The organism is Bartonella sp. MM73XJBT (genome assembly GCF_028618465.1).
Lineage (GTDB): Bacteria > Pseudomonadota > Alphaproteobacteria > Rhizobiales > Rhizobiaceae > Bartonella.
This window is the reverse complement of sequence record NZ_JAQISY010000005.1, coordinates 75,095-88,229: the sequence shown is the minus strand read 5'-3', so window position 1 is coordinate 88,229 and position 13,135 is coordinate 75,095. Positions and strand designations below refer to the sequence as shown.

The window sequence follows — 13,135 nt, the reverse complement described above, 5'->3', positions numbered from 1 at the left end:
TCAAATGCCCTCCTCGACATTATACAACTTTTAATTCCTCTATGCCAAATTTAAACCTCTTGGCAATATATTCAAGCGCAAACCAATACCCATCACTCCCACAACCAGCAATGACAGCATCCACACCAGCAGACGTATAAGAGTGCTGGCGAAAAGCTTCACGATGATAAATATGAGACAAATGAACCTCTACTTTTATCCCTGTAAACATTTTTAAAGCATCAAGAATTGCAACAGATGTATGGCTATAAGCAGCAGGATTGATAATTAATCCTGCACTCATTCCAACCGCTTCCTGTATCCATTCTACCAATTGCCCTTCATAATTGCTTTGATGGAAATGTACAATTAAACCAGCTCTTGTTGCCCATTCCTTGCAAAATTTTTCAATATCTTCTAGAGTTTTAGTTCCATAAATTTCTGGCTCACGTTTCCCAAGAAAATTTAAATTAGGACCATTTAAAACCGTTATAATTCCAGACATCATAAGCCTCTTTTTCTCGACCATTCTTTCTCAAAAAATTTGAGCACGTTTTTACTGAAATAAAGCCCCATCCTTAATCTCAAAAAACTCTGCTCGTCCTTTTAAGGAATCAAATAAAATGCGGTCTGTTCCTGTCATAAATGTTTGCCCCCCTAAATCATCAAGAATATCAAATAAAGCAGCGCGCCGATGAGAATCAAGATGTGCTACCATTTCATCAAGAAGAAGTATAGGCGCCCTCTGCGACATCATACCTGTTAAACGCGCATGACACAAAACCAAACTTGTTAGCAACGCCTTTTGCTCACCCGTAGAACAAGATGTCGCAGCCATGTTTTTATCAGCATAAAAAACTTGTAAATCTGTGCGATGGGGGCCTTCCAGAGTCCTTCCAGCTGCTCGATCTATTGCACGGTTATGTTGCAATCGATCATAAAATTGCTCTTCAACCTCAACAGCCGATAATTTACTCAAAGCGGTTTCTAAAAAACCATCAATTTGCAAAAAAGCGCTTGGAAAAGCTCTCTGAGATGGCGTTTGTACAAACAGATCATTTAAAAGCCGAATAACATCAATACGTGCCGCAGCAATAGCCGTTGCCAGTTCTGCCATCTGCTTTTCTAACGCATTAAACCAAGCATAATTTTCATTGCCATCCACAAATAAACGATTGCGCGCACGCATCACCTTATCATAATCTGCTATGCGACGACTATGCAAAGGGTCAATAGCTAAAACCATACGATCTAAAAAACGACGCCGCTCAAGAGAAGGTCCTGTAAAAAGCCCATCCATAGAAGGTGTAAGAATACTGATATGACAGTAATCTGTTAAGCAATCACCTGGCTCATTCACACCATTAATATGTATTTTTCGACTATTAGTCCCAATTTCGAATGCTGTACCAATCTTTACTTCGCCATAAAGAGTACATTCAAGACGTGCAAAGACAATAAATCCTTCACCACCACCATTTGCAAAACTAACATCAGAATAAGCAGCACGCCGCAAACCGCGACCAGGAGAAAGAAAAGATAACGCTTCTAAAAGATTCGTTTTACCAGCACCATTATTGCCAGTAAAAACCACATGCTGACCTGAAAAATGGATATTAAAAGAGGAATAATTACGATAATGCACAAGCTTTAGCTGCCTCACTGCCACTTTGTGCACATGACCAGCTATGCAGTGCAAAACAATGGTCCCTAAACGCGAATGGGCATCAGCACATAAAGCGCATCTGAATCATCATTATCACGAATCAGAGCTGGTGCTACAGCATCTGCCAACATAAAAACCATCTCATCACTGGAAAGTTGCCCAGCAATGTCCAAAAGATAACGTGAATTAAACCCTATCTCAAGCGGATCAGATGTATAAGTTGCCGCTAATTGATCTTCCGCACTACCTGAATCAGGATTATTAACGACAAGCCTCAATTGTCCACACTCAATCGTTAATTTCACCGCACGTCCACGATCACTCGAAATCGTTGAAACACGATCAACAGCAGAAGAAAAATCTTGTCTGTTAACAATTAATTTTTTATCATTTTCAAGAGGGATAACACGTTGATAATCTGGAAATGTTCCATCAATTAATTTCGATGTAAAAACCACAGAACCTACAGAAAAACGAATTTTTGTCTCTGAGACTTCTACACACACATCACCATCAATTTCTTCCGAAAGAAGCTTTTGCAATTCTCCTACAGTTTTACGAGGAATAATGACACCTGGCATACCATCAACACCTGAAGGAGCTTCCATATCAACTTGTGCCAAACGATGACCATCAGTCGCAACCAAACGCAACTTCAAAATTCCATCATTCACAACATGAAAATAAATCCCATTGAGATAATAACGGGTTTCTTCTGTAGAAATAGCAAATTGCGTACAATCAAGTAAATGTTTCAACCCTGAAGCCGATAGAGAAAAACGATAACCAAACTGACCTGGAAGAGACTCAGGAAAATCTATCTTTGGAAGACACTGAAGCTGAAAATGCGCACAACCCGAAACGACAGACATTGTGCTTGCTTGATTTTCATCGACTGATAAGACAATTTCACTTCCATCAGGAAGTTTTCGAACTATGTCATATAACAAATATGCTGGTACAGTTATTGCTCCTGCTTGTTCAACATTGACTGTAAAAGATTCCGTAACCTCTAAATCAAGATCTGTCGCTTTTAACTGCACATTTCCATTCTCTGCATCAATCAAAACATTTGATAAAATAGGAACGGTATTACGACGTTCCACCACACGGTGAACACGACCAAGAGATTTAAGAAACTGACTGCGATCAACTGTAATACGCATAAAATCTCCGTTACAATTCACTAAAAATTATAGAAATTCTCTAGAAAAATAACCTATTTCCTTAAGAATCATTCGCCAGATTTTATTCAACCTCTCTTAAAATGGCAAGTGACACTTGTATAAGAAAAAAGCTAGCATCCCCCCCCTGCACTATTTCTTTTAAAATAAGGAAAGACTGTAAATACTAAGCAGCCTGCTCTCCAATTAATCGCTTAAGCAATTCAAGCTCTTTGGCCAATGTCTGATCACCACAAACCAAATCCTCAATTTTACGAACTGCGTGTAAAACTGTCGTATGATCACGACCACCAAAACGGCGCCCAATTTCTGGCAACGAGCGAGGCGTCAACATTTTTGCTAAATACATCGCAACTTGCCGCGGTTTGACAACTGTACGTGTCCGACGATTGGATAATAAATCCTGTTTAGAAACATTATAATGACGTGCAACCGTACGCTGAATCTCTTCGATTCGAATGCGCTTAGGCTCACCAGAACGTGTCAAATGGCCTAATAATTCATCAATGCGCTCCAAGGATAAATCCGTTTCAAATGACTGGCGGAACAAGAGTTGATTAAATGCTCCCTCAATATCACGTCCTGATCCTAAAACTGTCCTTGCAATATATTCTAGAATATCATCAGAAATCGAAAGCGTACTATCATCTTGCTGTGCTACCTTCAATCGCTGCTGTAGCATTTTCAAACGCATTTCATAATCTGGCGCCTCAATTTCAAGGGCGACCCCGCCCTGAAGACGAGACCGGACCCGAAGGTCAAGCGATTCTAATTCTGCTGGTGGACGATCCGCAGCGACCACAACTTGCTTCGCACTATCAAGCAACATATTAAGTAAATGACAAAACTCGTGCTGAATCGACTTTCCTTGCAAAAATTGCATATCATCAATAATGAGAAGATCAATATCACGAAGCTGCTCTTTAAAAGAAAGAGCATCATTATCACGAATTGCCGTTGCAAAACGCCACATAAAATATTCAGCAGTCAAATAAATAACACGCGCAGGCGTTAAACGCTTCAACGCCTCTGCCGCAATAGCTTGAAGCAAATGTGTTTTCCCTAAACCAACAGAGGCATGAACAAAAAGAGGATTAAATCTTAAAGCACTTTTATGCCCTTCTGCAATCGAACGCGCCGCAGCTAAAGCAACACGATTAGAAGAACCTTCCACAAAACTTTCAAACGTATAGCGTGAATCAAGTGGTGAACCAAAAACACCAGCTTGAACACTCTTTACAGAATTCTTTGTGTAATTCTCAACAAAAAGCGGAGTCGTTTGTTCTTCCAAAACAACAGGAGCTGCACTTGTTTTACAAACCACACCTCCAGAAACGCGTTTCATACCGCGAACAATAACTTCAACACGAAGAATCGCTGCGTTCTCTTGTTTCCACAAATTTACCAAAAGAGAACCATAGTGATTATTAATCCATGAACGTAAAAATGCTGTGGGAACAGAAAGCTTTACAAGATTACGACTATATTCAGCAAGCTTTACACGACCAAACCAACTCGTATAAGCTTCAATACCAACCTGCGCCTTTAACTGGGCCATCACCCGCGCAAAAGCCGCCGCACCTTCCTCCTCTGAAATAATAGGAAAACCTCCAGAAATATTTCTACTCACTGCTCCACCACTATCCGTCATCTTGATTACTTTTTCTGCCGACAGGATATTCACCGAAACCCTTTTAAAGGAACTAGCTCTAGAGTTCAATTTATCCACCATCTTCCATCCTGATAAAAATAAAAATTTTGTCCTGCCAAATCACTAAAAACCAACATAGCAAAGGCAAAACGCCCTACCCCAAATAAGATTACTCACCCTCCCCTAGGATAGTTTCATTACAACCCCACCAATAAAGATGACCAATAAGATTTACTTGCACTCATGATATGACCCATTCTTCTAAAATGGCCAACATACCAACAAAGAAACAAAAAACACGTTAGAAAAAATCTATCCAACATGAGAGCACATGACAGCTTAAACTCAAGCATCTTACACTCATACATACCACAGGATAACAAACTGATGTGAACCCTGCATGTTTCTAGTCTCCATGAGAAACATACAAAACAGCAGAGGTAAAATGCAAGGGGTCAAAATAAAATCAAAACCTCTTATAAACCTGCTCATATAAATTAAAGATGAGGAAAATTATTGATTCAATTCATTTTTTTTCTCTAAATTTACCAATAATTAAAGAATCCCTTCGAATTAAAAAAAAAAAATAAAAATGCTTGACAAAAAAGACTCTGTAAAAATCCACAAAGCTTGTGGATAACCATACAAACTCTATAAATCTTCTCGTCTTTCTCATAGAAGGAATCATCACTGATTCCCCCTCTTAAAAAGTGGAGCATTTGGGGAAAATAAAAAACCAGCATCCATAGATGCTGGTCTGATTTTTAAATCTTTTAATAAAATCGAAAAAGTTTAAACGCTCAGAGCTTTCAAACGCTTTGCTAAACGCGATACTTTTCGCGCAGCAGCATTTTTGTGAAAAACGCCTTTGGAAACAGCCCGCATAATCTCAGGTTCAAAATTCTTAAATGCTATTTCCGCAGATGCCTTATCACCACCAGCCACAGCATCATCAAACTTACGAATAAAAGTACGAACGCGCGAACGGCGTGCCCTATTAACCTGCGTGCGTGCCGCAACTTTTCGTACCGCTTTTCGAGCGGAAGGTGTATTCGCCATAAATATATCTTTCTTTCAACGCATCGGATATGGTTAGTCTCAATAATATCTCTACCAATCCAAATAAATCTAATTCAAGCAATACTAATAAAGCTGCCAATAACTGTGCAGCTTATAACGCAATCCTTAAACCAACGTCAATCGAATTTTCACAGATTAAGTATAAAAAAACAAACCCTAACCTTTTGAGATCTTCGTCGTTTAAAGACACTCCTAAACGCATAAATGCGGTTTAAACTGCCAAATTACGCAAAACATATTGCAAAATACCACCATGGTGCAAATAATCTAACTCGTCTTCAGTATCAACACGGCATAATAATGGAACAGTTATTATCATCCCATCAGAAAAAGTGATGGTGGCAACAGTTTTTTGACGAGGTTTTAAGTTATGAATCCCTTCAATGGTTACCTTTTCATCCCCCTTTAAACCCAAAGATCTCCAGCTCGTATCCTCTTCAAATACAAAGGGAACAATTCCCATACCAACAAGATTAGAACGATGAATCCGCTCAAAAGATTGAGCAATCACTGCTTTTACACCAAGAAGGTTAGTCCCTTTGGCTGCCCAATCACGAGACGACCCATTGCCGTATTCAATACCAGCAAAAATAATCAGCGGAACGCCTTCTTGTTTATATGCCATGGCTGCATCATAAATGGCTTGCTCTGTTCCTGATGGATAATGAACTGTATAGCCTCCTTCACGACCATTTTCTCCTAGCATGAAGTTACGAATGCGAATATTGGCAAAGGTTCCACGCATCATCACTTCATGATTCCCACGACGCGTTCCATATTGATTAAAATCAGCTACCTTCACCCCATGATCTGTCAAATATTTTCCAGCAGGAGAATCAATCTTAATAGAACCAGCAGGAGAAATATGATCTGTTGTGATTTTATCACCAAACAAACCTAAAATCCGTGCATCTTTAATGTCTGGCAAAACCTCAGGCATCTTCCGCATATCATCAAAATAAGGTGGATTACGCACATATGTTGACTGTTCGTCCCAAGCATACGTTACCCCTGTTGGGACCTTAACTTTTTGCCAATTTTCATCCCCCTTAAACACATCTGCATATTTTTCAGCAAAAATCTTACGCGTAACATTCTTTTCGATAAATTCTTGTATTTCTTGAGAGGTTGGCCAAATATCTCTCAAATAGACTGGTTGGCCATCTGAACCTGTTCCAAGAGGCTCTTTGGTTAAATCTTTACGCACCGTTCCTGTCAAAGCATGAGCAACAACTAATGGTGGTGAAGCTAAATAATTTGCTTGCACATCGGGTGATACACGCCCTTCAAAATTACGATTTCCTGAAAGAACGGCAGCAGCAATGAGACCATGATGATTAATCGTTTTAGAAATAGCAGGATACAAAGGACCAGAATTTCCAATACAGGTTGTGCATCCAAATCCGACTAAATTAAACCCTAGTGCATCCAAATCTTTTTGCAGCCCTGAATTGCATAAATAAGCTTCAACAACTTGTGAACCAGGCGCAAGAGAAGTCTTAACCCATGGTTTGCTTTTGAGACCTTTCGCTACAGCATTACGTGCTAAAAGACCCGCAGCAATGAGAACGCTTGGATTTGATGTATTCGTGCAAGAAGTAATGGCAGCAATCACCACATCGCCATGACCAAGCGCATATTCCTCCCCTTCAACCTGATAACGACTATCTTGCTCAGAAGTCTTCTTATAATCCTCGACTAATGCTTTCTCAAAGCCTTGCCCGACACTTTCCAATGCAATACGCCCTTCAGGACGTTTAGGACCGGCCATAGAAGGCACAACATTTTCCATATCTAATTCTATTGTATCACTAAAAATGGGATCGATTATAGCTTCATCATGCCACATCCCTTGCGCCTTGGAATAAGCTTCCACTAACGCTATACGATTCTCATCACGCCCTGTCATATGGAGATAGCGTACTGTTTCCTTATCAATGGGGAAAAAACCACAGGTTGCTCCATATTCGGGAGCCATATTTGCAATCGTTGCTCGATCAGCAAGCGTCATATGTTCTAGACCAGGACCAAAAAACTCAACAAATTTACCAACAACACCCTTCTTGCGTAAAATTTGTGTTACCATCAACACTAAATCGGTCGCTGTTACACCTTCTTTAAGTTTACCTGTGAGACGGAAACCAATCACTTCAGGCAATAACATAGAAACGGGCTGACCTAACATTGCGGCTTCAGCTTCAATACCACCAACGCCCCAACCTAAAACACCCAAACCATTCACCATAGTCGTATGCGAATCAGTCCCCACACAAGTATCAGGATAAACCGTCTGATGCTGCTCCTCACCCTTCAACCACACGCATTGCGCTAAATATTCTAGGTTCACCTGATGACAGATCCCTGTTCCTGGAGGAACAACGCGAAAATTTTGAAATGCTTGCTGACCCCATTTCAAGAAACGATAGCGCTCACCATTGCGCTCATATTCATGCTCAACATTTTCCTTAAAAGCCATGGGATTGCCAAAGTCATCAACGATAATGGAGTGATCAATGATAAGATCAACAGGAATGAGAGGATTGATTTTTTCAGCATTCCCTTCAAGTTTAACCATAGCATCACGCATCGCAGAAAGGTCAACGACCGCAGGAACACCTGTAAAATCTTGCATAAGAACGCGTGTAGGGCGATAGGCGATTTCTGCTCTAGCACTGCCTTTATCATTTAACCACTTAGCAACGTTTAGGATATCTTCTTTCTTAACCGTGCGTCCATCTTCAAACCGTAATAAATTTTCAAGAATTACTTTCATCGAAAACGGTAAGCGAGAAATGCCATTAAGTCCATTTTTCTCTGCTTCGATCAAACTATAATAAGTATATTCCTTGCCACAAACATTTAAAATTCTACGACAATTAAAGCTATCAATTTGAGTCACGACTGTCCACCCTCATACTACAAACCATCTAATTTTCCGGAACAAACAACACAAACCACGAGTCAAGGTCGCAGCTTGAGTGCAGACGCAATAACTTCTCCCTTCCATTTCCTCCTCTACCTTTTCATCAGCAAATTCAGAAATCGGAAATAAAAACCATTCTCCACCAGATTTTGATGTAATACAAGCTTTATAAAACTATTTCTAGAACTATTCTAGATACAATTACATAAAAAACATGTTTTTTTATCTTATACTGCAATAAAGATTATAGAAATAAAAGAAAAATAGGTACACACATGGTGTTATTGGGCATAGATTTAGCAGCTCACAGAAACGAAGAGGTTCTGTTTCAAGGTCTTTCTTTTTGTCTACTCCCACAGCAACTTATGACCATCACAGGTCCAAATGGCATCGGTAAATCTACATTACTGCGAATCATTGTTGGTCTTCTTAAAGCCACTGAAGGCAATGTTATCCTTAAAGACCAAGAACAAACATATCCGGTAGCAACTGCGTGCCATTATCTTGCTCCCCAAAACGCTATGAAACCTTTTTTATCTGTCATCGATAATCTACAATTTTGGTCAGCATTTTATGGACAATATCTACGCTCTCCACATGAAGCCCTTGTTGATATTGGTCTTTCTGATCTTGAACACTTACCTTTTCATGTCTTGTCAACTGGACAAAAAAGACGCGTAGCTATTGCCCGTCTTTTGCTCTCCTATCGTCCTATTTGGATTTTAGATGAACCAATATCGGGCATTGATAGCTATGCGCAAAGTCTCTTTGCTCATATTTTTCAGCATCATCTAAACCAAGGTGGTATGATTATTGCTGCAACCCATCACCCCCTCGGTATTCCAGAAAATCATAATATTGCTTTGGAAAAATTCTTCCCTCTCCAAGAAAGATAAAAAATGAAAGCATTGTTCTGGCGTGATCTTAAATTAACTCTAGCACCACAAGCCTCTTCATTAAAAGGGCTGTTGTTTTTCATCGCCGTTATTATGATAACTCCTTTTGCCATTGGGCCAGATCCTAAAATACTTGCACAAATAGGCCCTGGCATATTATGGTTTGGGACCCTTCTTGCAGGACTCCTTAATCTCAATAAACTTTTTCAAACCGATCATGATGATGGAAGTCTTGATCAATTCATTCTTTCTGGACAAAGACAAAGTTTTACTCTGATTGTATTTACTAAATGCCTCGCCCATTGGGCAGGAACAATGCTTCCTCTTATTTTTGCTACACCAATTTTAGCATTCATGCTCCATCTCGATGCAATAACAACTTTTACAACAATACTCACCCTCTTATGTGGAACACCTGCTATTATTTTCATTGGCGCTATAGGAGCTGCCCTTGCAACGTCATTGTTACATAGCACTCTTCTCATCTTTATTATTATCTTACCATGGATCATTCCTATCGTGATTTTTGGCGTTTCAGCCGCTACAGCTCCAACAAATCCAAGTGCCTCTTTTCTTAGTTCCTTGACTCTTCTTATCGCTTTCTCACTTCTTTTAAGTCTTTTTAGTTCCTTTGTTGCTGCTATAACACTCAAGCTTTTAGCAGAAGAGTAAAAGAGGATTGCTACACAGAAAAACTCTGCCTATTATAAATTTCATGAATGAAATATCTCACAAACATAACATGGGGACACTCCCAGTAAGTTTAATCCGTTTTATGAAAATAAGTCGTGTTGTTTTGCCTTGGTTAACCAGTATGACATTGGTCCTTCTTATCCTAGGACTTATTCTAATTATGTATTCTCCTGATGACTATCAGCAAGGTATTACCGTTAAGATTATGTATATTCATGTACCATTCGCGTGGCTCTCTACATTTTGTTATATCATCATAAGTGCTGCTGCTTTAGGGAGTCTGATTTGGAGATATCATCTTGCTGATGTAGCACTTAAATGTGGTGCACCTATTGGAGCAATCTTTACAGCCTTGGCTCTGATAACAGGCGCGCTTTGGGGACGCCCTACATGGGGAACATGGTGGGTATGGGATGCACGACTCACATCAGTTTTGATCTTATTTTTTATCTACCTTGCCATTGTCATGCTTGCTCGTGCTTTCCATAATCAAGAAAAAGCTGCACGCGCAACAGCCATTCTCACACTCGTTGGACTTGTCAATATTCCTATTATCAAATTTTCTGTTAATTGGTGGAATACACTCCATCAGTCTTCATCGCTCTTACGTTCAGGGGGACCAACAATCGAGCGTGCTATGTTATGGCCCCTTATCGCAATGATATTTTGCTTTAGCTTTCTGTTTATTTTATTCTATTTGATGGCTATGCGCAACGAAATCAACAGCCGTCATATCCAGATACTTCAAAGAAAAAAAGCCCGTCATGCGCAACATTAGGAATTTTCATCATGCCTGATTTTAATAGCATTCATAGTGGACTTTTAGGAAATCTCTCTCAGCAAATTGACTTTTTTCTTGGTACTCTTCACCACAAGCAAATTGTTATTTTGAGTTACATGCTTTCCGCAATCCTCCTTCTGTGCCTTATGAGTCACATCCTTTGCAAAGCTCTCTATCAAAAAAAAATCCTACAACAGTTGAACAAAAAAGAGCTGTTTTGGAAAGAAAAACATAATGAAAAATACCCCTCAAAAAATTAAAAAAAACACATCTTTATCTATCGTGTTTGGTCTTTTGGGACCATTTGTGTTTTTTCTTTTTCTCACTGTGCTTTTCTTCTATCTTATAGGGAGAAAATACCCCAATGATACTTCCCTTCTGCCAAACAGATTCGTTGAAAAATCAGCTCCCCTAATAAGTCTTCCCCTTCTTGTCAATGAAAATCATTTCCTCCATTCAGACCAATTGAAAGGACGTGTAATATTAATCAATTTTTGGGGATCTTGGTGTTCTGCCTGTCGTAAAGAACATCCGTTTTTAATGAAGATTGCACAAGATAAACGTTTTGATCTTATTGGTATTAATTATAAAGATAATAAAGAAAACGCTCAACGCTTTCTGAATCGTTTTGGAAACCCTTTTAAAGTAATTGGCTTTGATGCTTCAGGATATACAGCCATTAACTGGGGAGTATATGGAGCACCAGAAACCTTTCTTTTGAATAAAGAGCACATTATTATTGCTAAACATGTTGGCCCCTTAACGTGGCAAATTTATCAGAACAAAATCCTGCCAAAAATTGAAAAGGCTATCATGCAAGAAGAGATATCCAATAAAAATACATTGATGCGTAAAGATAATGCGTTGTTTTCCCATATTAAAGAATGAGAATAGGGTTAAATTTTCTTATTTCTCCCTCTGATGATAAATTCTCAAAAAATTTGCTCGCATGATATAGTAAGAAGAGACACATAAATAAAACCACTTGAGAAAACTTACTCTGCATTCTTGTGGAACTTAATGCAAAAGTAGCTGTACATTAGGAATAAGTAAATATGATAGTACGCCATAGACTTTGCATTATGCCACTAAAGCAATAGAATAAACAAAGTAAATTTCTTTAAGATCAGTGCGTAACTGAATAAATGGTGTAATCTTCTGCATAAGAAAAACGACGCCACTATAAGAGTATGAAAAACAAAAGCGTGAAGCTTTATACAATCTGCATTATTCATAAAATACTGCTGTAGATACTTTGATCCGTAAAGCTAAATAAAAACAGTAAAAATAGACAATTTTTCGACCTTGACAGAGCCTCATTATACAATAACACAAAAAATAATACTTGGAGATATCTCTTAACAGAAAAAACTTCCCTTTTCAGCAAAATTCTCACCTTTGATAGTAATGATACAATAGAGAAGTTAATAGCGCTTACATTCAAATATTATATTCTTATCCGACGTCTTTCAGAGATTGGCTGAAATGCTATTTTAGCATGAAAAGCACAGTAAGGACTATTTTCACCGGAATCAGCACCACAAAAGTGAAAATCTGATGATAAAGGATCTCCAACGGGCCACCTACATGTATTCTCACTCAATTGCAAAAGATTAAGGTGGCGTGATATAGGCACAACGACATTCGGTTTCTCAGGCACATCGGTTTCTTTTATATCCTCGACTACAGTCTCCATCTTTACATCCGTTGCTCCAACGCTGCAAGACGGAGCAATCGTTGGCGATACCGTCGATGTTGTACGACGCATACGCGGAGATGATGGACTACTGGCAGGTGTCTTTTGGGCACGTACACTCCCTTGTGCTGTTTTACCACGTCCCGGTAACTTTAATCGATGCACTTTACCGATTACCGCATTCCTGCTGACCCCACCTAACTGGGCGGCAATTTGACTTGCACTTAACCCCTCACTCCAGAGTTTCTTAAGAAGTTCAACGCGTTTATCTGTCCAACCCATATCAGCACTCCAATTCTGATCACCTCAATGAGATGCAGCCCTTTGCATCTTCAAATATTTGAATAATGTCCCCAATGAATTGAATGAAAAAAATTACTCCACCCTAAGCACAACAATTTCATTCAACCTATGGAACTTAAAACTTCAACACAATCTTGTTTGCTGACTTAAACTACAATATGCATTGACTCTCTGACAAGAGTGTTTCCCACTTGAAAAGTTTATTTAGAACGTTTTCCCCAACTTGCAAATCAAGTACAGGCCAAACTATCGTATTTGCTTAAGACTTTCCCCTAAAATACTT

General features: G+C 39.1%; 12 protein-coding genes. 5 read left to right on the top strand and 7 right to left on the bottom strand.

The features are described from left to right. Positions 1-19: 19 nt before the first annotated feature. From aroQ to acnA, 6 genes are all read right to left on the bottom strand, one after another. On the bottom strand, positions 20-484 hold the full coding sequence (gene aroQ, locus PVV69_RS03085) for a type II 3-dehydroquinate dehydratase (RefSeq protein ID WP_273756419.1): 465 nt from the start codon (positions 482-484) through the stop codon (positions 20-22). Between the two features lie 51 nt (positions 485-535). Next, the gene (recF, locus tag PVV69_RS03080; RefSeq protein ID WP_273756418.1) at positions 536-1,669 is read right to left on the bottom strand and encodes a DNA replication/repair protein RecF; all 1,134 of its coding nucleotides are present in this window, start codon (positions 1,667-1,669) and stop codon (positions 536-538) included. Between the two features lie 20 nt (positions 1,670-1,689). Next, on the bottom strand, positions 1,690-2,811 hold the full coding sequence (gene dnaN / locus PVV69_RS03075; protein ID WP_273756396.1) for a DNA polymerase III subunit beta: 1,122 nt from the start codon (positions 2,809-2,811) through the stop codon (positions 1,690-1,692). Between the two features lie 184 nt (positions 2,812-2,995). Then, positions 2,996-4,561, bottom strand: a complete 1,566-nt coding sequence (dnaA, locus tag PVV69_RS03070; protein WP_273756395.1) for a chromosomal replication initiator protein DnaA — start codon at positions 4,559-4,561, stop codon at positions 2,996-2,998. Positions 4,562-5,272: 711 nt separating this feature from the next. Further along, the gene (gene rpsT / locus PVV69_RS03065) at positions 5,273-5,539 is read right to left on the bottom strand and encodes a 30S ribosomal protein S20 (protein ID WP_273756394.1); all 267 of its coding nucleotides are present in this window, start codon (positions 5,537-5,539) and stop codon (positions 5,273-5,275) included. A gap of 232 nt (positions 5,540-5,771) precedes the next feature. Next, positions 5,772-8,459, bottom strand: coding sequence for an aconitate hydratase AcnA (acnA, locus tag PVV69_RS03060; RefSeq protein WP_273756393.1), 2,688 nt, complete (start codon positions 8,457-8,459; stop codon positions 5,772-5,774). Between the two features lie 299 nt (positions 8,460-8,758). On the opposite strand from acnA, the gene ccmA reads away from it, so the two are divergent. The 5 genes from ccmA to PVV69_RS03035 are packed head-to-tail and all read left to right on the top strand — an operon-like array spanning position 8,759 to position 11,741. Further along, positions 8,759-9,379 (top strand): heme ABC exporter ATP-binding protein CcmA, encoded by a 621-nt coding sequence (gene ccmA, locus PVV69_RS03055; protein WP_273720196.1) that lies wholly within the window; start codon positions 8,759-8,761, stop codon positions 9,377-9,379. A 3-nt stretch (positions 9,380-9,382) separates the two neighbouring features. After that, complete coding sequence (gene ccmB, locus PVV69_RS03050) at positions 9,383-10,051, top strand: heme exporter protein CcmB (protein WP_273756392.1); 669 nt, start codon at positions 9,383-9,385, stop codon at positions 10,049-10,051. 43 nt (positions 10,052-10,094) lie between these two features. Then, entirely contained in the window at positions 10,095-10,850 is a 756-nt protein-coding gene (locus tag PVV69_RS03045; RefSeq protein ID WP_273756391.1) for a heme ABC transporter permease, read from the top strand. Between the two features lie 11 nt (positions 10,851-10,861). Further along, positions 10,862-11,113, top strand: coding sequence for a hypothetical protein (locus tag PVV69_RS03040; RefSeq protein WP_273756390.1), 252 nt, complete (start codon positions 10,862-10,864; stop codon positions 11,111-11,113). Then, complete coding sequence (locus PVV69_RS03035; protein ID WP_273756389.1) at positions 11,088-11,741, top strand: DsbE family thiol:disulfide interchange protein; 654 nt, start codon at positions 11,088-11,090, stop codon at positions 11,739-11,741. The genes PVV69_RS03040 and PVV69_RS03035 overlap by 26 nt, the downstream gene beginning before the upstream one ends. 559 nt (positions 11,742-12,300) lie before the next feature. Here the strand turns inward: PVV69_RS03035 and PVV69_RS03030 are convergent. Beyond that, positions 12,301-12,831, bottom strand: coding sequence for a GcrA family cell cycle regulator (locus PVV69_RS03030; protein ID WP_273720201.1), 531 nt, complete (start codon positions 12,829-12,831; stop codon positions 12,301-12,303). Positions 12,832-13,135: the final 304 nt, after the last annotated feature.